Origin of the sequence: Dyella sp. (genome assembly GCF_035503745.1) — a bacterium.
Classification (GTDB): Bacteria; Pseudomonadota; Gammaproteobacteria; order Xanthomonadales; family Rhodanobacteraceae; genus Dyella_B.
The window spans coordinates 261,711-281,884 of sequence record NZ_DATJTC010000011.1 but is presented as its reverse complement, the minus strand read 5'-3'; the positions used below and the strand labels follow the sequence as shown (position 1 = coordinate 281,884).

The 20,174-nt window shown below is 65.0% G+C and carries 15 protein-coding genes; 10 read left to right on the top strand and 5 right to left on the bottom strand.

Annotation, left to right across the window (positions count from 1 at the left end; translation table 11 throughout):
- Positions 1–68 precede the first annotated feature (68 nt).
- Genes VME63_RS05085 through VME63_RS05070 form a run of 4 tightly spaced genes read left to right on the top strand, consistent with a single transcriptional unit; the run spans position 69 to position 6,136 of the window.
- Positions 69–3,716: a response regulator gene (locus VME63_RS05085; RefSeq protein WP_325430907.1), complete on the top strand. Its 3,648-nt coding sequence runs from the start codon at positions 69–71 to the stop codon at positions 3,714–3,716.
- 13 nt (positions 3,717–3,729) lie between these two features.
- Positions 3,730–4,575: a protein-glutamate O-methyltransferase CheR gene (locus tag VME63_RS05080; protein ID WP_325430905.1), complete on the top strand. Its 846-nt coding sequence runs from the start codon at positions 3,730–3,732 to the stop codon at positions 4,573–4,575.
- Complete coding sequence (locus tag VME63_RS05075) at positions 4,572–5,141, top strand: chemotaxis protein CheB (protein WP_325430903.1); 570 nt, start codon at positions 4,572–4,574, stop codon at positions 5,139–5,141. Before VME63_RS05080 ends, VME63_RS05075 begins: the two co-directional genes overlap by 4 nt.
- A complete protein-coding gene (locus VME63_RS05070) occupies positions 5,138–6,136 on the top strand; it encodes a diguanylate cyclase domain-containing protein (protein WP_325430901.1) in 999 nt (332 codons plus the stop codon). Before VME63_RS05075 ends, VME63_RS05070 begins: the two co-directional genes overlap by 4 nt.
- A gap of 138 nt (positions 6,137–6,274) precedes the next feature.
- Here the strand turns inward: VME63_RS05070 and VME63_RS05065 are convergent, their stop codons facing one another.
- The 3 genes from VME63_RS05065 to VME63_RS05055 are packed head-to-tail and all read right to left on the bottom strand — an operon-like array spanning position 6,275 to position 10,203.
- Positions 6,275–6,763, bottom strand: a complete 489-nt coding sequence (locus tag VME63_RS05065; RefSeq protein WP_325430899.1) for a hotdog fold domain-containing protein — start codon at positions 6,761–6,763, stop codon at positions 6,275–6,277.
- A 52-nt stretch (positions 6,764–6,815) separates the two neighbouring features.
- Positions 6,816–9,296, bottom strand: coding sequence for an acyl-CoA dehydrogenase (locus VME63_RS05060; RefSeq protein ID WP_325430897.1), 2,481 nt, complete (start codon positions 9,294–9,296; stop codon positions 6,816–6,818).
- Between the two features lies 1 nt (position 9,297).
- Positions 9,298–10,203: an alpha/beta hydrolase gene (locus VME63_RS05055; RefSeq protein WP_325430895.1), complete on the bottom strand. Its 906-nt coding sequence runs from the start codon at positions 10,201–10,203 to the stop codon at positions 9,298–9,300.
- Positions 10,204–10,298: 95 nt separating this feature from the next.
- On the opposite strand from VME63_RS05055, the gene VME63_RS05050 reads away from it, so the two are divergent.
- The 5 genes from VME63_RS05050 (at position 10,299) to VME63_RS05030 (ending at position 14,954) form a co-directional block, all read left to right on the top strand.
- Positions 10,299–10,877: a helix-turn-helix domain-containing protein gene (locus tag VME63_RS05050; RefSeq protein WP_325430893.1), complete on the top strand. Its 579-nt coding sequence runs from the start codon at positions 10,299–10,301 to the stop codon at positions 10,875–10,877.
- A gap of 158 nt (positions 10,878–11,035) precedes the next feature.
- On the top strand, positions 11,036–12,805 hold the full coding sequence (locus VME63_RS05045) for a phosphoenolpyruvate carboxykinase (GTP) (RefSeq protein WP_325430891.1): 1,770 nt from the start codon (positions 11,036–11,038) through the stop codon (positions 12,803–12,805).
- 223 nt (positions 12,806–13,028) lie between these two features.
- Positions 13,029–13,574 carry an RNA polymerase sigma factor gene (locus tag VME63_RS05040; RefSeq protein ID WP_325430889.1) on the top strand — a complete coding sequence of 182 codons (546 nt, stop codon included), beginning with the start codon at positions 13,029–13,031 and terminating at the stop codon, positions 13,572–13,574.
- Positions 13,574–14,026, top strand: a complete 453-nt coding sequence (locus VME63_RS05035; RefSeq protein ID WP_325430887.1) for a hypothetical protein — start codon at positions 13,574–13,576, stop codon at positions 14,024–14,026. Before VME63_RS05040 ends, VME63_RS05035 begins: the two co-directional genes overlap by 1 nt.
- Before the next feature lie 22 nt (positions 14,027–14,048).
- On the top strand, positions 14,049–14,954 hold the full coding sequence (locus tag VME63_RS05030; protein WP_325430885.1) for a DUF4097 family beta strand repeat-containing protein: 906 nt from the start codon (positions 14,049–14,051) through the stop codon (positions 14,952–14,954).
- 71 nt (positions 14,955–15,025) lie between these two features.
- Here the strand turns inward: VME63_RS05030 and VME63_RS05025 are convergent, their stop codons facing one another.
- Positions 15,026–15,904 carry a hypothetical protein gene (locus VME63_RS05025; protein ID WP_325430883.1) on the bottom strand — a complete coding sequence of 293 codons (879 nt, stop codon included), beginning with the start codon at positions 15,902–15,904 and terminating at the stop codon, positions 15,026–15,028.
- 288 nt (positions 15,905–16,192) lie between these two features.
- On the opposite strand from VME63_RS05025, the gene VME63_RS05020 reads away from it, so the two are divergent.
- Positions 16,193–19,084: a bifunctional diguanylate cyclase/phosphodiesterase gene (locus VME63_RS05020; protein ID WP_414648204.1), complete on the top strand. Its 2,892-nt coding sequence runs from the start codon at positions 16,193–16,195 to the stop codon at positions 19,082–19,084.
- Positions 19,085–19,143: 59 nt separating this feature from the next.
- On the opposite strand, the gene VME63_RS05015 is transcribed toward VME63_RS05020, so the two are convergent.
- Positions 19,144–20,037, bottom strand: a complete 894-nt coding sequence (locus VME63_RS05015) for an Hsp33 family molecular chaperone HslO (protein ID WP_325430879.1) — start codon at positions 20,035–20,037, stop codon at positions 19,144–19,146.
- Positions 20,038–20,174: the final 137 nt, after the last annotated feature.

Here is a 20,174-nt window from a genome sequence, read left to right as displayed (position 1 = left end):
CACCGCCATCGCCGCCCGGGTGTTCCGGCCGGCAGCGGGGCTTCCACGCTACATCAGCGAGATCCCGCATGGCCAGCTCCACGGTGACGTCGTCTCCCCGCAAGAAATACTCCTGGCTGGCCAACCTGCCCATCCGCTACAAGATCATGCTGGCGATCGGGCTGCTGCTGGGCCTGTTTCTGCTCAATAGCCTGGCCAATGTCGTCTCGCAGAACCGGCAAACCCAGACACGCCGCTGGGCCGATCACACCTATCAAGTGTTGCTGCAGATCCAGATGCTGCAGCGCTCCGCCCTCGCCAGCCAGGTGGCCTTGCGCGGCTATTTGATTTCGCACAACCCTACCCAGCTGACCGCCATGAACGACGGCGACCGAACCTTCCGCGCGCAGTTGGCGGAACTTCGCCAGTTCACCGGCGACAACTCGCTGCAGCAGCTGCGCATCGATCATATCGAAGCACTGACATTGCAGTGGAGCCACGAACTGCAAAAGATGGTGTCGGCCACGCAAGCGGCACTGAAAAACCCCGATGCGGATGCCGCGGCCAAAGACCTCGCGCGCATCCAGGCCGATTATCTCGCCCGCCGCACCGTGCGCGTGGAAGATTACACGGCCGCGCTCGACCAGATGGCGGACACCGAACGCCAATTGCTGGCCGAACGCACCCGCGACGCCGAACACCTGCTGGCCGAAACACTGTACGTGAACGTTGCCAGCGCGATCGTCGGCCTGCTGCTGGGCCTGATGGTGATCTCGCTCACCTCGCGCATGGTCACGCGCCCGATCCGCCGGCTCACCGATCTGATGACGCGGCTTGCCGCGCACGATCACGACATCGAAATACGCGGCACCCTGCGCGGCGACGAAATCGGCGAAATCTCCCGCGCGCTGGAAGTGTTCAAGCAGATGGTGATCGAATCCGAGCAACAGGCGCAGCTCAAAAGCCACGCCGCGAACATCTCCGGCGCGCTGCAGGAAGCCACCAGCCATCGCGATTTCGCCGAATGCTTCATCATGCGGCTGGCCCCATTGCTGCACGCGGGCGTCGCACTCTTCTACGGCTACGACAACGCGCGGCAACGGCTGGATCTGCTCGGCAGCTACGGTCTGCGCATGCAGGGCGGCGCCGATGCCTATGTGCCGGGCGAAGGCCTTGTCGGCCAATGCGCGCTATCGCACCGGCCCATCAGCCTGGACGATGTGCCGGACAACTACCTGCGCATCGACTCCGGCAGCGGCCAGGCCATGCCGCGCCACATCACCATCCTTCCCTTGCTGCTGCGCGACCAGCTGGTCGGCATCCTGGAGTTCGCCGGCTTCACCCAGCCCGACCTGCTGCAACGGCAACTGCTGGACGAACTGCTGCCGATGGCGGCGCTGACCCTGGAAAACCTCAACCGCGCCGTCAACACTCAGGATCTGCTCGAACAGACGCGCGAACAGGCCGACGAACTTCGCCTCTCAAGCGTCACCATGCGCCAGCAGCAGCAAGCCCTTCGCTCGGCCAACGACACGCTGCAAACCAAGACCATCGAACTGGAGGAACAGTCCCAGCGCCTGCTCGCCTCCGAGGAAGAGTTGCGCGTGCAGGCCGATGAATTGCAATCCTCCAACGAGGAATTGCGCATGAAGACCGACACCTTGCGCGTGCAGAAGCAGCAACTGGAAGCGCTGCAGAAGGAGACGCAGCAAAAAGCCGAGGAACTTGCCCGCGCCAGCCAGTACAAGAGCGAATTCCTCGCCAACATGTCGCACGAGCTGCGCACGCCGCTGAACAGTTTGCTGATCCTTTCGCGCAGCCTGGCCGACAACCGCGAAGGCAACCTCGATGCCGAACAGGTCGAATCGGCGCGCATCATTCACGACGCGGGATCGAGCCTGCTGCGCCTGATCAACGACATCCTGGATCTGTCCAAGATCGAAGCGGGCAAGATGGAGCTGTCGCTGATCGACTACCCGCTGCAGAACGTCGTGCGCAGTTTGCGGCGCAACTTCGACCACGTCGCGCGCGAGAAAAAGCTCCATTACGAGGTTGTGCTGGAAGACGGCTTGCCCGAACAGATCCACACCGATCCGAACCGGCTGGAGCAGATCGCCAACAATCTGCTCGCCAATGCCTTCAAATTCACTCCCAAGGGCAGCGTGCGGGTGATCATCGGCCGACCCGCGGGCGACCTGCCGGTACCCGACGCACTGCAAGGGCAGACACTGTTGGCGATCAGCGTGAAGGATAGCGGCATCGGTATTTCCGCCGACAAGCTTGAGCGCATCTTCAACGCCTTCGAACAAGCCGACAGCAGCACCAGCCGCCAGTTTGGCGGTACCGGGCTGGGTCTTAGCATCTCCCGGCGCATGGCCGCGCTGCTGGGCGGCGACATCGTGCTGCGCAGCGAGATCGGCCAGGGCAGCGAATTCGTCCTCCTGGTACCCGAACGCAGCGCCGCGCAGGAACACACCGGCACGCCGGCCACCGCGCATCCGCCCGTACCCAAACCGGTAACGCGCGCCCTGCTGCCCGCCGAAGGCGTCAACGACGATCGCGAGCGCATCGCCCCCGGCGACAGCGTCATACTGATCGTCGAAGACGATCCCGCCTTCGCGCGCATCCTTGCCGATATCGTGCGCCAGAAAGGCCATCGCATGCTGCACGCGGTGAACGGCGAAAGCGGGCTGGAACTGGCGCGACGCTATCATCCGATCGGCGTGCTGCTGGACGTGATGCTGCCCGGCATGGATGGCTGGACGGTGATCGAGCGCTTGAAGGCCGATCCGGTCACACGCCATATCCCCGTGCATTTCCTCTCGGCCACCGACGAGGCCGGACGCGGACGCGAATTGGGCGCGGTAGGCTTTCTCACCAAGCCGGTCACGCGCGAAGCCATCAACGAGGCCTTCGAGCGCCTGCTGCATTTCGCCACCGGACGCACGCGCCACCTGCTGGTCGTCGACGACGATGCCAACGCGCGCAGCGCAGTGCGCATGCTCCTCAACCAGGATGACGTATCGATCGACGAGGCCGGCTCCGGCGAGGAAGCGCTGCAGAAAATCACGCACACCGGCTACGACTGCATCGTGCTCGATCTTGGCCTGCCCGGCATGTCGGGCACGGAGTTGCTTGAGCGGCTGGCCGAGAGCGGCAGCATTCCGCCGGTAGTGGTGTATTCCGGACGCGAGCTGAGCCGCGAGGAAAACCTGCGCATCCGCCAGTACACCGACAGCATCGTGATCAAAGGCGTGCGTTCGCCCGAGCGCCTGCTGGACGAAGTGAGCCTGTTCCTGCACAGCATCCGCCGCGCGGAGGGCGCGACGGAAACCAGCGCTTCTCCCGCCAGCCAGGACGGCCTGGCCGGCCACCACGTGCTGCTGGTGGACGATGACATGCGCAACCTGTTTGCGCTGTCCAAGGTACTGCGCGGCTGGGGGTTGCAGGTCAGCATGGCCCAGGACGGCGAGAAAGCCCTGCACGTATTGGCCGAAAACAACCAGATCGAACTGGTGCTGATGGACATCATGATGCCGGGCATGGATGGCTACGAAGCGACCCGCGCCATCCGCGCCCAGCCTGCGTTGAACCGCTTGCCGATCATCGCGCTCACCGCCAAAGCCATGCGCGGCGACCGCGAGCAATGCCTGGAGGCCGGTGCCAACGATTACCTGTCCAAGCCGATCGACCTGGACAAGCTCGCCTCGATGATGCACGTGTGGCTGCGTCGCTGATACCGGGATGACGATGGACAGGCCTGAACTGGAAAACATGGAAGTGGATCTGTTCGTGCAGGCGCTGCAGCGTCGCCACGGCTACGACTTCAGCCAATACGCGCCTGCCTCGTTCAAGCGCCGCGTGCAGCAGCTGGCGCAGCAGCTGCGCTGCCGCAGCATCAGCGGCCTGATCGAACGCACCATGCACGAGGCGGAGTTGTTGCCCCAGATACTGGATGGGCTTACCGTGCCGGTCTCGGACATGTTCCGCGACCCGGCCATGTTTCTCGCTTTGCGCGAACAAGTGCTGCCACTGCTGGCGTCGTATCCGCAGATCAACATCTGGCAGGCCGGTTGCGCACACGGGCAGGAGGTCTATTCGCTGGCGATCCTGCTGGAAGAGGCGGGCCTGTACGAACGATCGCAGATTTTTGCGACCGACCTCAGCGAACACGCACTGCAGCAGGCCGAAGAAGGCATCTATCCTGTGCGCGACGCGCAGCAATGGTCGCGCAACTACCAGGCGGCCGGCGGCACGCGCTCGCTGGCCGACTACTACAGCGCGCGCTACAGCCTGTTGAAGATCGACCAGCGCCTGCGCCGCAACGTCACCTTCGCGCGACACAACCTGGTATCGGACGGCGTATTTTGCGAAGCGCATCTAATCTTCTGCCGCAACGTGCTGATCTACTTTTCCAACACCCTGCAGGACCGCGTCTTGACGCTTTTCCGCGAGAGCCTCGTACGCGGCGGCTACCTGTGCCTGGGCCTGCGCGAAAGCCTGGACTACGCCAGCGCGGCTCGCGATTTCACCGCGTTCGAGGAAAAAATGCGCATCTACCGCCTCGCCGGCCGCACGGAGCACAAGGCCGCATGAACGCACCGGGCGCCATCGCCGTGGGGTGTTCCGCTGGCGGCGTGGACGCGCTGAAGACCGTGCTCGGCGGCCTGGATGGCGCGCTGCGCCAGGCTATCCTGGTGTGTTGCCACAGCAGTTCCGATACGGTGGACCTGCTGTGCGAAGTGCTGGGCCGCGCCTCGCCGCTACCGGTCATCGAGGCGAAGGAACGTCACCCGGTGCGCGCCGGCGTCGTTCATCTGGCGCCCAGCGGCTACCACCTGCTGGTGGAAGCGGATCTGCATTTTGCGCTGTCGGTGGACCCGCGCGTCAACCACGCTAGGCCCTCCATTGACGTGATGTTCACCACCGCCGCGGAAGTCTGGCGCAGCGCGCTGATCGGGGTCGTGCTCACCGGCGGCAATGCGGATGGCTCCAACGGCTTGCGCCGCATTCGCGAGCTGGGCGGTACGGCCATCGTGCAGACGCCGGAGGATGCGCAAGCACCGGTCATGCCGCGCGCCGCGCTGGAGATAGCCGGCGCGGATTATTGCGTCAATTTGAACGATATCGCCCCCTTGCTCAATCGCTTGTGCCTGGTATGACTATGTCGCTGCCCAAGATTCTTATCGTCGACGATACGCGCGCCAACCTGATCGCCATGCGCCGCCTGCTGGCCGATTGCGGCGCCGAGCTGGTGGAGGCTACTAGCGGCAACGAAGCCTTGTCGCTGTGCCTGGATCAACAGTTCGCCCTGATCCTGCTCGATGTGAACATGCCCGACATGGACGGCTTTGAAGTCGCCGCCTTGCTGGGCGAAGCCGAACAGTTGCGCGACACGCCGGTGATTTTCGTCACCGCCGCCTACGCGGACGACCTCAATCGCATGAAAGGCTATCGCTCCGGCGCGGTGGATTACATCGCCAAGCCGATCAACGACGCGATCCTGCAATCGAAGGTGCGCGTTTTCCTTGAGTTGCACGCGGCACGAATGCAACTGCAGCAAACCCTGGAAGAGCTGTCCGCGCGCAACGCCCAGCTGCAGGTGGAAATCGGCGAGCGCCAGCGCGTGGAAGCCACGGTGCGCCACCAGGCCACGCACGACATGCTCACGGGCCTGCCCAATCGCGTGCTGTTCCATGATCGCCTGCGCGCGGCCATGCAACGGGGCGATCGGGACGAAAGCCGCTTCGCGCTGGCCTTGATCGACATCGACGGCTTCAAGGCCATCAACGATACCTATGGCCATCCAGCCGGCGATGCGCTGCTGCAAGCCATCTCCGCTCGCCTGAACCATCAGGTGCGCAGCAACGATACGGTGGCGAGGCTGGGCGGCGATGAATTCGCCCTGATCTTCGAAGACGTCGGCGACCTGCCGCCGCTGATGGAACGCTGCCAGCAGATCTGCGACCTGCTGGCCCGGCCTTATCCGTTGAACGGTCCGCGCGGCGATTTCACCGCGCACGTAAGCGCGAGCATCGGCATCGCTTTGTGGAACGATCATATCCACTCCGACGAGGCCCTGATCCAGGCCGCCGACCACGCGCTCTACCAGGCCAAGGACAACGGCAAGAACGGTTGCGTACTGGCCGCCCAGTAACGCCGTCCACGTGCCGGCGCCGCCCATTTTTCTGCGTGACGAAGGACACCGGGCGAGCTGCCCGGCTGCCTGCCGCACGGCTCAGGACCGGCTGACCGGCGGCGCATGGGGCGCACAGGCGTAGACGGTTGCGCCGACTCAGGCCGCGCGGACGGCGCCATCTTTTCGCCGCGACACCCACATCACAATGCGCGCGCGAAAAACCACGGCACCTTGCGCGTCGGCAATCTGTACGCCCACCGGCCACTCCTGGCTCGCTTCCTGCGTGGCGAGCTCAACTTCAGGCACGGCAATGGCATGCATGCTGCCGATCGCCTTGCCCAGATACTCCACGCTCATAGCCTTGGGAATCCAGCGCATGCCCGGCGGCATGCTCGCCTGGGCCATCACGCCGGCACTGAGTTCAGCCAGGTTGCATAACGCAATCGCGTGCACCGTACCCAGGTGATTGTGCACGCGTCGGCGGTCGCGCATGCGCACTTCGCAGCGGCCCGGCTCCAGCGCAAGGAAACGCGGCGAAATGGTGGAAAAGTAGGGTGCGCGAAAACACACAGCGCGCGAGAACAACCAATGCCCTGCCGGCCAGCGTGCCATGCGGCGATACAAAGACAGCAACGACGCACTCATGCATTTCCCCAAAGCAAGACGGCGGCCTCGGCCGCCGTCTTCGTATTGACCGTCACGCCGCGCGTTGCGTGGTGTCGGCGGACTTGGCCTCGTCCTGGCGGTTGAGCGCGGAGCGCAATTGGGCCGGATCGAAATCATCCACCGAAATGAATTCGAACACGCCTTCGCGCACGCGCTTGAGCAGGGTCGCTTCGCTGGCATCGATCACGCCCGCCTTCACCGCCTCGTCCAACTGGCCGAGGTAGTCGTGCGAGGTGAACTGGCCCGCCTTCAGTGCCTTGCCGAACTTGCGCTCGACCGGCTCGGCGGCGATCACGTCCGGCAGCAACTGGTTCATGCGGCCCACCGTGTTATTGGCCGTCGGCGTCAGATACGCCCATTCCAGCAGGCGATCGCGCGCTTCGCCCGGCGCGGTGATGATGGCGGCCACGCGACGGCCCAGGCGATCCGACGGCGGCACCTCGCGGCGACCGAACGGAAACACCAACACGTGCAACAGCCACGCCACCGGGCGCACCGGGAAATTACGAATCGCGCCATCCAGCGCCATCTGCGTGCGCCACATGCATTCGTGGAAAGCCCAGGCCAGCAGCGGACGATCCGCTTCCGGACGGCCGCTGTCTTCGTAACGCTTGAGCATGGCGCTGGCGATGTACAGATAGCTCAGCACGTCGCCCAGTCGCGCGGACAGCTTTTCCTTGAACTTCAGCTTGCCGCCCAGCACGCCCATGAAGGTATCGGCGCACAGCGCCAGCGCGGCGGAGTAGCGATTGATCTTGCGGTAGTAGCGGCGCGTGTACGCATCGCCCGCCGCATCGCCGATGCCCGCAAAGGTCAGGCCCAGCACGAAGCTGCGCACGGCGTTGGACAGGCCAAAGCCGATGTGACCGAACAGCGCGCGGTCGAAGGTTTTCAGGCGCTCGCCGTAATCGGCGATCGACAGTGCCTGCATTTCCTTCAACACGTAGGGATGGCAGCGGATCGCACCCTGGCCGAAGATCATCAGGCTGCGCGTCATAATGTTCGCGCCTTCCACCGTAATGGCGATGGGCACACCCTGCCAGGCGCGGCCGGCATAGTTCTTCGGGCCCAGCTGCACCGCCTTGCCGCCGTGCACGTCCATTGAATCGCCCGCGATGGCGCGACCCCATTCGGTGGCGTGGTACTTGGCAATGGCCGAAGGCACGGCCGGTTTCTCGCCGCGATCGACCGCGGCGGCGGTAGCGCGCGACAACGCCGCCGTGGCATAGGTGAGGCCGCCGATGCGCGCCAGCGCTTCTTCCACGCCTTCGAAGCGCGCCACCGCCAGGCCGAACTGCTTGCGCATGCGCGCGTAGGCGCCGGTAGCGGCCACGGCCATGCGCACGCCACCGGTGGCGTTGGACGGCAACGAAATCGCGCGCCCCACCGACAGGCATTCCACCAGCATGCGCCAGCCGTGGCCGGCCATGTGCGGGCCGCCGATCAGCGTGGACAGCGGCGCGAAGATGTCCTTGCCGCGCACCGGACCATTCTGGAACGGGATGTTGAGCGGAAAATGGCGGCGGCCGATTTCCAGCCCTGGCGTCTCGCGCGGCAGCAGCGCCAGCGTGATGCCGAGGTCTTCCTTGTCGCCCAGCAGGTGCTCGGGATCGTACAGGCGGAAGGCCAGGCCCACGACCGTGGCGACCGGCGCCAGCGTGATGTAGCGCTTGTCAAAGTTGAGCTTCATGCCGATGGTTTCCACGCCATCGACCATCTGCTTGCACACCGTGCCGTAGTCGGGAATGGAGGTGGCGTCGGAACCGGCATACGGGCCGGTAAGCGCGAAACACGGAATTTCCTCGCCGACGGCCAGGCGCGGCAGGTAGAAATTCTTTTGCTCGTCGCTGCCGTAGTGCAGCAGCAATTCGGCCGGACCGAGCGAGTTGGGCACCGCCACGGTGGACGCCACCGTCGCGGACATGGTGGCCAGTTTCTGCAGCACCGCCGAATGCGCCAGTGCCGAGAAACCCAGACCGCCGTACTGCTTGGGAATGATCATGCCGAAGAATCGGTTCTTCTTGATGAAGTCCCACACGTCCGGCGGCAGGTCGGCCAGCTCGTGGGTGATCTGCCAGTCGTCGATCATGCCGCACAACTGCTCCACCGGGCCGTCGAGGAAGGCTTGTTCCTCCACGCTCAATGCCGGCTTGGGCTGCTTGAGCAGCTCATGCCAATCCGGCTTGCCGGAGAACAGTTCGCCTTCGAAACCGACGGTGCCCGCTTCCAGCGCGGTCTGCTCGGTGTCCGATAGCTTGGGCGTCACCTTCGCGAACACTTTGAGCAGCGGCGCGCTGATCTGCTTGCGGCGGAAATCGACCAGCAGCAGCGGCACGGCGATCAGCAGTTCGATGATCAGCAGCACCGCCGTCGTCACCGGCGCTTTCGCCAGGAGGCCCACGACGAGCGTGGCGGCGAGCGTGGCGATCGCCCAGGTACGCAGGCTGCTGCGATGGTAAGCGCAGGCGCCGGTCGCGATGAGCGCTGCCAGCACGGTCAGGAGTACGGACATCTCAACACCTCGTTGCAGGTTGCTTGGCCACCGCGTCGCGCGCGGCATCGGCCGGTTTCAGGCTCGCGATGAAGCCTGCTATCTGCGCCGTGAATGCATCGTTGGCATCCCCGGCCAGCATATGGGTGGCGCCCGGTACTTGCACGTGACGCGCATGCGGCACCAGGGCGAGGAATTCTTCGACCGTGCGATGCGACACGACATCGCTGCGTTCGCCCGACAGCAGCAGCACCGGCACCTCTACCTTCGCCGCGGCGGCGAGCAGGCGCGGCTGGTAGCGTTCGCTTTCGCCGATCAGGTCGCCGGCGAGCAAGGCCGGGTCCCAGTGCCAGCGCAGGCGTCCATCCGCGCCTTCGCGCAGCAGCGGGCGCAATTGCTGCTCGCTTTTCTTCTCTTTGCGTTGCGGCAGATAAGCGGCGATCTGCTCGGCCGCTTCAGCGTAGCTGGCAAAACCGTCCGGATGCGCCTGCATGAAGGCAAGGATGCGTTCCACGCCGGAGGTTTCCCAGCGCGGGGTAATGTCCACCAGCACCAGCGCGCGGAACGGCGAAGGCCGCAGCTCGCCGGCCAGCACCAGGCCCAGCAGGCCGCCCATCGACGCCCCCACCAGGATCGGCGGTTCCGGTTGCGCGTGAGCCAGCGCCACCAGGTCCTCGACGAATTGCTGCATGTGATAGTGGCCGCCCGCTACCCGGCCGCTTTCGCCATGCCCGCGGCTGTCGAAACTTACGCAGCGGCAGCCGCGCGCGGCCATCGTTGCGGCAGCCGCGTTCCAGGCACCGCGCGTCTGGCCGAATCCGTGCGCGAACAGCAGCGTCGGCTGCCCTTGCCGGTGGCGCAGATCGACGGCCAGCGGCAAACCGTCGCCAGCCGTGAAGGAAATCCGGTGGGGATGAAGTGATTCCATACGCGTGAGTATGGATCGTCCGCGCAGGCGCCGTCAACCAAGCCCCGGAATCGGCGCCAACCCAGCGCCAGTCGCATATCAGCTACCATACGGGTATGAATGTCCGCCAAAAACCTGAACGTTCGCGCCTTTCCGCCGAAGATTGGGAAGACGCCGCCCTTAACCTGATCGCCGAACAAGGCGTCGGCGCGCTGGCCGTCGAAGCCCTTGCACGTCAACTTGGCGTGACCAAAGGCAGCTTCTACTGGCACTTCCGCACCCGCGAAGCGCTGCTGCAGGCTGCACTGGAGCGCTGGGAGCAGTATGGCGAACGCGAAATCATCAGCCAGATCGAGGCCATTCCCGATCCGCGCGAACGCCTGCCGGAACTGTTCCGCCGGGTTGCTCATGAATTGCAGCCGCACCGCGTCTACGCGGCGCTGCTGAAGGCCCTGGACCACCCGCTGGTGGTGCCGGTGATGGCCCGTGTTTCCAAGCGCCGCACCGAATTTCTGCACACCGCCTTTACCGAGGCGGGCCTTGATCCGGCCCAGGCGCTCAACCGCGCCCGGCTCACCTATGCGGCGTATGTCGGCTTCCTTCAACTGAATTTCACGCTCGGTCTACCTCGCTTGAGTCATGAAGAGTTCGACTCCTACGTCGAACACATGATCGCGACGCTGATCCCCGCCTGACCGGCGCCCCTCCCTTCATCGAGGCCGGGCCGATGGCGCCCGGCCGCCTTGCCGCGACACCTGGCCACAGGCGCGATGCTGCATGCGACCTTGCAATGCCAGTTTACGTAACTTAGCGTCGCACCTGTTTTTTATGGGTAGACCAAGGCGAGGAAAACATGACGGGCAAGCTCGATTCGCTCGAACGATGGGTGCAAGACGTGGCGGCTATGACCCGCCCCGCGGCCATCCACTGGTGTGACGGTTCCGATACCGAATATCGGGCGCTGGTGCAGCAGATGCTGCACAGCGGAGACCTGATCGAACTGAACCAGGCAACCCATCCGGGCTGCTATCTGCACCGCTCCAGCCCGTCCGACGTGGCGCGCGTGGAGCACCTGACCTTCGTCTGCACGCAAGACGAGGTCGACGCCGGCCCCAACAACCACTGGATGGCCCCGGCCGATGCGCACGCGAAAATGGATGCGCTGTTCGACGGCTGCATGGAAGGCCGGACCCTGTACGTGATTCCCTACTGCATGGGGCCGATCGATTCGCCGCTGTCGCGCTGCGGCGTGGAGATCACCGACAGTCCCTATGTGGTGATCAACATGCGCACGATGACGCGCATGGGAGCGGCCGCACTGCAACGCATCGAGCGCGAAGGCCGTTTCGTAAAAGGCCTGCACTCCACCGGCGAACTCGATCCGGAGCGCCGCTTCATCATGCACTTCCCGGAAGAATTGACCATCAAGTCATATGGCTCGGGCTACGGCGGCAACGCCTTGCTCGGCAAGAAATGCCATGCGCTGCGCATCGCCAGCTTCCAGGCGCAAAGCGAAGGCTGGCTGGCCGAGCACATGCTGATCGTAGGCATCGAAAACCCGCAAGGTCACACGCATTACATCGCCGCGGCCTTCCCCTCGGCCTGCGGCAAGACCAACCTCGCCATGCTGATTCCGCCCGAAGGCTATCGCAGGGATGGCTGGAAGGTGTGGACGGTCGGCGACGACATCTGCTGGATGCGCCCCGGCGCGGACGGACGTCTCTACGCGATCAACCCGGAAGCCGGTTTCTTCGGCGTCGCGCCGGGTACCAGCACCGCCAGCAACCCGAACGCGCTGAACACGATTGCTCGCGACACCATCTTCACCAACGTCGCACTGACCGCCGACAACCAGCCCTGGTGGGAGGGCCTTCCCGGCACGCCGGTCACCGACTGGCTTGGACGCCCCTTCGACCCGGCCAACGGTCCGGCCGCCCATCCCAATTCGCGCTTCACGGTCAGCGCCAGGCAATGCCCGACGTGGTCGCCCAAGGCCGAGGATGCCCAGGGCGTGCCGATCAGCGCGATCGTGTTCGGCGGCCGTCGCCCTTCGCTGGTACCGCTGGTGATGGAAGCACGCGACTGGACCCACGGCGTGCTGATGGGCGCGGCGATGGGCTCGGAAACCACTGCCGCCGCCACCGGCGCGGTAGGCGTCCTGCGGCGCGATTCGATGGCGATGAAGCCGTTCTGCGGCTACCACTACGGCGACTACTTCAAACACTGGCTCTCGTTCGACCGCGCCGGCGCCAAGCTGCCGAAGATCTTCCACGTCAACTGGTTCCGCAAAGGCAAGGACGGCAAGTTCGTCTGGCCGGGCTTCGGCGAAAACCTGCGCGTGCTGGAATGGATGATCGCCCGCGTCGAGGGCAAGGCCCGTGGCGTGGATACGCCCATCGGCATCCTGCCGGCCAACGGCGAACTCAAGCTCGACGGACTGGAACTGCCGCGCGAAACGCTGGCCGAACTGCTTTACCTCGACATACCCGGCTGGCAGGCCGAGCTGCTTGCCATCGGCCAATACCTCGACGGCTTCCATCCGCGCGTGCCCGCACGCCTGCTGCAAGAGCAGCAGCGCATCGCCCAGGCGCTGGATACGCCGTTGAAGGCCGCCAACGCCTGATGCCCTCCCTGGCCTCCCTCCGAGGGAAAGGAGGGAGACCAGGGGCCATCTTGCGGGGGAGCCTCAAAAGGGCCGGCTTCGAGTCCGCGCCCTCCCAAGATTGCCCCCTCATCCCGGCCTTCTCCCCCCGCGGGGGAGAAGGAGTAAACCTCTAAACCTAAACGCCTTGAGCCGCATCCAAACTGGCAAGATGATTGCTGCCAGCATCGCCAACGGAAGCGCCATGCCACCTGCACTCGCTGCGGGACACAACGATACCGATGACGTGCGCGCGGCCGCGGCAGGCGACCGTCAGGCCTTTCAACGCCTGTACCGCCTGCATGCAAGCCGCATCCATGGCGCCATGCTGCGGCTGTCCGGCTACGATCATGCGCGGGCCGAAGACCTTACCCAGGACGCCTTCGTCCGCGCGTGGCAGAAGCTGGACAGCTTCCGCGAGCAAAGTTCCTTCGGCACATGGCTGTACCGGCTGGCGGTGAACGTGGCATTGATGGACATCCGCGCGCGCAACGCCGACCCGGTCGGCTATGTCGATGAGGACAGCGTTCCCGAGCATGGCCAAACGCCGTTCTGCGCCGCCGAGCGCGACGAGTTGGAACGCGCGATCGGCAAGCTCCCGCCACGGGCGCGCGCGGTACTGGTGCTGCACGACGTGGAAGGCTGGCGCCACGAGGAAATCGCCAGCGAACTGGAGATGGCGGTAGGGTCATCCAAGGCGCAGTTGCACCGTGCACGCGGCTTGTTGCGCAAGGCTCTTGGAGAAGTGTGATGAACGAATTCGAATGGCTACGCCAGATGCGCGAACTCAATCAGCCCGTTGCCCCACGCAACGATCTTTGGGCACGCATCGATGCTGCGCTGGACGAAAACGACGCACCGGCCGACATCGCCGCGCCGACGCCGGTCAGGCCCGCACGCCGTCCCCGCCTCTGGGCGATGGCCGCGGGATTGGCCGCGGTAGCCGTGCTGGCCGGCGGCGTGGCGTGGCACATGCGGACCTTGCCGCAGATGGCGCCAGGCGCGCCGCTGACGGCCCAGGTGCAGAACTGGAAACCCAGCGACCCGCGCCTCGCCAGTGCGGCGATCGAACTGGGTGCCGCGCGCATGGAACTGCAACAGGCTATCGAGCAAGCTCCCGATTCACCGGCCCTGCAGCGTTTGCTGCAGCGGACCGATGCTCAACAGGCTCGTCTGCGCGAGCTAGAGAAACAAGCCGGCTGAGGCCGTCAGGACACCTATAACTATGAAAAACGCCCGCTACCTGCCGCTGTTGCTCTGCCTGTCCTGGGGAGGACAGGCTTTGGCCCAAACCCCGCTTGATCTCACCCATGCTGCCTCGCCGACGGCGCACATCGAGATCAACAACGTCAAAGGCGAGGTGAACATCACCGCCTGGGACCGCAATGAAGTGCACGTCGGCGGCCAACTTGGCAACGGTGCGCAGCCGCTGGCCATCGAGGGCGATGCCGACAACCTGCAGATCCGGGTGCAGGCGCAAGGCAAGGGCAGCTGGTTCGACTGGGGCGGCGACAAATCCATGTCCGACAGCACGCTCAATATCAGCGTGCCGCGCGCGGCGTCGCTGAAGATCAACGTGGTGAGTGCGCCGATCAGCATGGACGGCACCAACGGCGGCGACATCAACGTCAATTCGGTGAGCGGCCGCGTACGCATCAATGCCCAGACTCCCGCACTCAGCATCATCACCGTCAGCGGCAACGTCGCCTTCTCCGGCCTGGCCAAGGAGGCCAAGCTGCAAACGGTGAGCGGCGACATCCTGGCCCCGTCGCTGGGCCATATGGTGGATCTGCAGACGGTGTCGGGCCACATCCAGGCGGGCGGCGGTCCGTGGCAGCAACTCAACCTCAGCACCGTGTCGGGCGACGTGCAGCTCGCCGGCTCCCTGGCGGCCGGCGGCAACGTCAGCATCGACAGCATGAGCGGCGATCTGCAGTTGCAATTCCCCGCCTCGCTGTCGAGCAACTTACACGCCAGCACCTTCAGCGGCGACCTGCGCACCGACTTCGGCACGCCCCACCAACCCGAGCACGGCCCCGGCACCACGCTCGACACGGTGACCGGATCCGGCGACGGCAAAATCAGCATCGAAACCTTCAGCGGCGACCTGCGCATTCGCAAGCAGGACTGAGCTTCGCGGCGCTTGATCGGGTAAAGAAAAAACCCTCGCTCGGCGAGGGCTTTTTTGTATGCGGCGCGATCTCAAAGATCCTGGTGATATTGCACGTAAGGCGTGCGCGACTGATCCGGTTCCGGCGGCCCCACCGGCGTGTTGTTGGCGTTGCCGGACGACCACAGGTTCTGCGCGCCGAAGCTCAACGACCCCTGCCACGGCAAATGCCACGTCACGCCCAGGTCGATGCTGTTCCAGCGGCGATCGACATAATTGCTATTGGGTATGCCCGGCTCCGGCTGCATGGTGCGGCCGATGATGCTGCCGGTGATCGGGCCATGTTCGACGCCGAAGCTCAGCGCTTTTTGATCCAGCGCATTGAGGCCCATCAGGTTGCCCGGCAGTAGCCGGATGCGTCCCACGCTGGCACCCACCAGCACGCCGCTGTCACCGGACAGGGCCAGGCGGCCACGCGCGTTGACCTGCGTGCTGCTGTCGAAATCCGAAAGACCGTTGACGCCCGTCACCGCACCCGGCAACACGCGCGGCAGTGGCGTGGCGGTGGGCACCTGGTCTTGCGCGACGCTCAGGCCAAGGCTGTAGCGGCCGGCGTAATAAGTGGCGCCCACTTCGCTGCCGATGATGCGCGGCTGGGTCGCCCACGAGCGCTGCGTCACACCGGCCTGCGCCGATACATTCGGCGTGATGCCGTATTGCACGCTGCCCGCGTTGACCGTGCCGCCGGCAAGCGGATTGACCGACAGGAACGATGCGGCATTCCCGTCCTGCGCTCCGGCCGTCGAAGAAGTTTGCGACTGCGGCAGCAACGAGCCTTGCATGGGGTGCTGTTGCTGCAATGGCGTCTGCTGCAGCCACGCCGGGTTGCTGACCTGATCGCCGCCCACGGTCTGCCCTGCCGCAAGCAGCGGCACGAACATCAGCGGCAATGTCAGCAACAAGCGGCGCATGAAAATTCGACGGCGACGTGACAGACCACACCCGACCCTCAAAGGAGGGACGGACTCCCGAGACCAGTGTACCTCATTTTACTTTTTACTAACACCCCGCTTACATCCTCGCTTCTGTGGCACAGTCTCCAAAAAAGCCGCCCCGAACAAGCACTTGCTGGCATGGAGGATGCTTGCCCTTGGAACCTGTCCCGCCGCCCTTTTGCTAACAGTTTGTAAGGGCGACATGACGGGATCGTCACGCGATATAGTCACCTAACGTTTAGCGAACGGACCTGCCCGATCACGATGAGTTCAGCGCCTGACGGCCGCAAATTCCTCCCAGAGCCCAGCCGGTCGGTACCGGCCGCCCTGCGCGAGACCATGGAACGGTTATTCCGGGCCGTGGATGCCGGCAGCGTGCTTGAAACCTGCGAAGCGGCCCTGGTCCACCTGGGGGTGCGCGGGGAGCTGCACTGGCTGCCGCCGGAGGTGGACGACCAGCTGGCCGTACCCGGCCGGCTGAGCCTGGCCAAGGATCCGCAGAGCCTGCAGGCGCTGGCGCTGGTCACCGACCCGGCCGAACTCACCGAAACGGTGGTCGCCGAACTCACCTGGCTGGGCCGGCTGGCCGGCACCCGCCTGCGCCAGCTGAGCGAGACCGGCCGCCTCTACGAAGCCATTTCCCGCCTGGCCATGGCCGAGCGCCTGCAACGCGCCCTGTACGCCATCGCCGAGCTGGCCGGCACCGCCCACAACATGACCGAGATGATGCAGTCCCTGCACGGCATCGTGGGCATGCTGATGTACGCGGAAAACTTCTACATTTTCCTCTACGACTCGGCCACCGACAGCGTGCGCTTTCCGTACTACGTCGACACCGCCGATCAAAAGCCGCCATCGCCGGACGAAAGCTACCCGTTGCAGGACATGCGCCACAGCCTGACCTGGAACCTGCTGCAGAGCGGCCAGCCGCTGATGGGTTCGGTGGAAGAGCTTTCGCGCCAGCTGGAAGGGCATTTCGCCCTGGTGGGTCCGGCCTGCGAACATTGGCTGGGCGTGCCGCTGATGCGCGGCAACCAGGTGGTCGGCGGCATCGCCGTGCAAAGCTATCGCAACGATACGCATTACACGCGACACGATCGCGAACTGCTCAACTACGTCGCGCAACACATGCAAACGGCGCTGGAGCGGCGCGAGGCGCACGCCGAACTGGAGCGTCGCGTCGCCGACCGTACCGCCGCGCTACGCGCCACCAATCGCGTACTGCGCCAGCAAGTGCTGCAGCGCCAGCGTGGCGAGCGCCTGCAATCGGCGTTGTTTCGCATCGCGGAACTGGCCAGCGCGCCGGAAAGCCAGCAAAACTTCTACGCGGCGGTGCATCGCGTCGTGGGCGGCCTGATCTACGCGCGCAATTTCTACATCGCCCTGCTCGACGAAAGCAGCCAGAACATCACCTTTCCCTACTCGGTGGACGAAATCGATACGCGCAAGCCGCGTCCGATCGGCAACGGCGCCACCGAATACGTGCTCAAGCACGGCAAACCGCTGCTGGCCGATCGCCAGACGTTCGAGCGGCTAGCCGCCCAAGGCGATTGCGTGGAAGGCGGTACACCCTCGATCTGCTGGCTGGGCGTCCCGCTGGTGTGGGACGACCGCGTGATGGGCGTGCTCGCCGTGCAAAGCTATTCACCCAAGCACATGTATGACGCGCGCGACCAGGAACTGCTCACGTTCGTCAGCTACCATATCGCCAATGCGCTGCAGCGCAAGCAGACCAGCGAATCGCTCAAGCAGGCCTACGTAAACCTGGAGCGCCGCGTCACCGAGCGCACCCGTGCGCTGGCGCTGGCCAATCGCGACCTGCGCGAACAGATCGCCGAACGCGAACGCGTCGAGCGCCGGCTGATGTACGAAACCCTGCACGACTCGCTCACCGGCCTGCCCAACCGTACGCTGCTGCTGCAGCGGCTGGGCCAGGCCCTGCAGGGCTACCATGCCGATCCGAACAAGCTGTTCGCGGTGCTGTTCATCGACCTGGACCGCTTCAAGGTGATCAACGATTCGGTCGGCCACCTGATCGGCGACGACCTGCTGTTCCAGGCCGGCAGCCGCATCCGTGCGTGCCTGAAGACACGCGACCTGGTCGCGCGCCTGGGCGGCGACGAATTCGCCGTGCTGCTGGAAGGCATCAGCGACGCGGGCAAGGCGCTGGTGGTGGCCGAACGCATCATCGCCGAGCTGCACGTGCCGTTCCGCCTGGGCGTGAAGGAAATCTTCACCTCCGCCTCGATCGGCATCGCCCTGCCCGGCCCGCACTACCAGCAGCCCGAAGAACTTTTGCGCGATGCCGATGCCGCCATGTATCGCGCCAAGGACGAAGGCCGCCATCGCGCCGCGATGTTCGACGACCGTCTGCGCCGCGAAGTGCTGTCGCTGCTGGAGATGGAAGGCGACCTGCGCCGCGCGCTCAGCCGCAACGAGTTCGTGCCGTTCTATCAGCCGATCGTGGCGCTGGAAGACGGGCGTACTGTCGGCTACGAAGCGCTGCTGCGCTGGCGCCACCCGGATCGCGGCCTGCTCTGCCCCGGCGATTTCCTCGCCGTGGCCGAAGAAAACGGCAGCGCCGAAAGTATCGACTGGCAGATTTTCGAACAGGTCGCCTCGCAGGCGGGCATGCTGGCGGGGAACGAGGGGTTTGTCAGCCTGAACGTGTCCGGCCGCCACTTCCGCATGCCCGATCTGGACGATCGCCTGCTCAACCTGCTGCGTGCGCATCGCGTCCATCCGCGCTCGCTGCGCATCGAAGTGACCGAACGCACGCTGCTGGAAAACCCCGCGCACGTCAAACGCATGCTGGACAACCTGCGCCAGCACGGCGTGGGCATCGCACTGGACGATTTCGGCACCGGCTACTCGTCGTTGAGCTATCTGCACCAGTATCCGATCGAAACGCTGAAGATCGACCGTTCTTTCATCACCGAACTTGCCAACGCCAACAGCCATAGCGTGCCGGTGGTGCGTGCCATCCAGGTGCTTGCCGATTCGCTGCAAATGCAGGTGATCGCCGAAGGCATCGAGGACGAAGCGCAGCGGCAGGCGCTGAGGCATATCGGCTGCCGTTTCGGCCAGGGCTTTCTGTTTGCCAGGCCCCAGCCGGCGGAAGCGTGGCTGGGCACGGTCAGCAAGGCGGTCGGCTGACCGCCCTTGATCCGTTCACGCCAGAGCCTGTTACGCCAAGCGCGTGAACCGCCCTCGGCTCACTGCACCGTCGAGGACGATGCCGTGTTGCCGCTGAGAAAATGCTCCGCATCCACCCGGTCGAAGTGGTAGGCGCGCGCGCAGAATTCGCACGTGACCTCGATCGTGCCGTGATGCGCTTGCAGCGTGGCCTCGACCTCGTCGCGACCCAGGGAGCGCAGCATCGCCACCACGCGCTCGCGCGAACAACTGCAGCCAAATGCCAACGGGCGCGGCTTGAACAGGCGCACCGTTTCTTCGTGATAAAGACGATAAAGCAGCTGCTCCGGCGGCGTGGCCAGCAGTTCGTCGCGACCCAGGGTGGCGGTGAGGTGCTCGATGCGCGGCCAGGCATCCTCGTCGTGCACGGCGTCGCGGCCGCCTTCGCCGGGCAGCTTTTGCAGCATCAGGCCTACGGCACTTTCGCCGTCCGCCGCAAGCACGATGCGCGCCGGCAATTGCTCCGATTGCTGAAAATAATTTTCCAGCGCACCGGCCAGCTCCGGATGACGCAGGTCGACCAGGCCCTGGTAGCGCTGTCCGCGTTCGGCGTGGCCGATGGTGATGGCCATGATGGCGCCGGGCAGATCGCCCAGCGCCAGCGTTTCGGGCAGCGGATCCTGCCAGCGCGCCAGGCCGCGCAGGCGGCCGGTGTCGGAGCATTCGGCAAACAGCAAGCGCAGCGCGCCGGTGCTTTTCAGTTCGATGGAAAGCGCGCCATCGAGCTTGATGTTGCCGGTCAGCAAAGCGCTGGCCGCCAGCGATTGTCCCAGCAGCTCGCGCAGCGGCGCAGGGTAGGGGGCACGGCCCGCCACTTCGCGCCAGGCCGGCCCCAGGCGCACGATCACGCCGCGCACGCCGGCGCGTTCAAGCAAAAAGCGATGCAGCACATCTTCCACTAGCACGGTTTCCACTTCGACTACCTCGTCAAACCTGATGGCGCAAGATGGGGACGGGCCATGCTGCGCACAATAGCCCAAGGCCACCGCCGTTAGCGCCCGTCTACGATCTCTGCGTGGCCCGCACTGGCCTTGCGGATGGTGTCTGAGCG

Bases quoted from the DNA above. Each gene is read 5' to 3' on its own strand.
- VME63_RS05080 (WP_325430905.1), top strand. From the start codon at position 3,730: ATGGACAGGCCTGAACTGGAAAACATGGAAGTGGATCTGTTCGTGCAG.
- VME63_RS05020 (WP_414648204.1), top strand. From the start codon at position 16,193: ATGAGTTCAGCGCCTGACGGCCGCAAATTCCTCCCAGAGCCCAGCCGG.
- VME63_RS05085 (WP_325430907.1), top strand. From the start codon at position 69: ATGGCCAGCTCCACGGTGACGTCGTCTCCCCGCAAGAAATACTCCTGG.
- VME63_RS05070 (WP_325430901.1), top strand. From the start codon at position 5,138: ATGACTATGTCGCTGCCCAAGATTCTTATCGTCGACGATACGCGCGCC.
- VME63_RS05035 (WP_325430887.1), top strand. From the start codon at position 13,574: ATGAACGAATTCGAATGGCTACGCCAGATGCGCGAACTCAATCAGCCC.
- VME63_RS05025 (WP_325430883.1), bottom strand. From the start codon at position 15,904: ATGCGCCGCTTGTTGCTGACATTGCCGCTGATGTTCGTGCCGCTGCTT.
- VME63_RS05060 (WP_325430897.1), bottom strand. From the start codon at position 9,296: ATGTCCGTACTCCTGACCGTGCTGGCAGCGCTCATCGCGACCGGCGCC.
- VME63_RS05040 (WP_325430889.1), top strand. From the start codon at position 13,029: ATGCCACCTGCACTCGCTGCGGGACACAACGATACCGATGACGTGCGC.
- VME63_RS05030 (WP_325430885.1), top strand. From the start codon at position 14,049: ATGAAAAACGCCCGCTACCTGCCGCTGTTGCTCTGCCTGTCCTGGGGA.
- VME63_RS05050 (WP_325430893.1), top strand. From the start codon at position 10,299: ATGAATGTCCGCCAAAAACCTGAACGTTCGCGCCTTTCCGCCGAAGAT.
- VME63_RS05065 (WP_325430899.1), bottom strand. From the start codon at position 6,763: ATGAGTGCGTCGTTGCTGTCTTTGTATCGCCGCATGGCACGCTGGCCG.
- VME63_RS05055 (WP_325430895.1), bottom strand. From the start codon at position 10,203: ATGGAATCACTTCATCCCCACCGGATTTCCTTCACGGCTGGCGACGGT.
- VME63_RS05045 (WP_325430891.1), top strand. From the start codon at position 11,036: ATGACGGGCAAGCTCGATTCGCTCGAACGATGGGTGCAAGACGTGGCG.
- VME63_RS05075 (WP_325430903.1), top strand. From the start codon at position 4,572: ATGAACGCACCGGGCGCCATCGCCGTGGGGTGTTCCGCTGGCGGCGTG.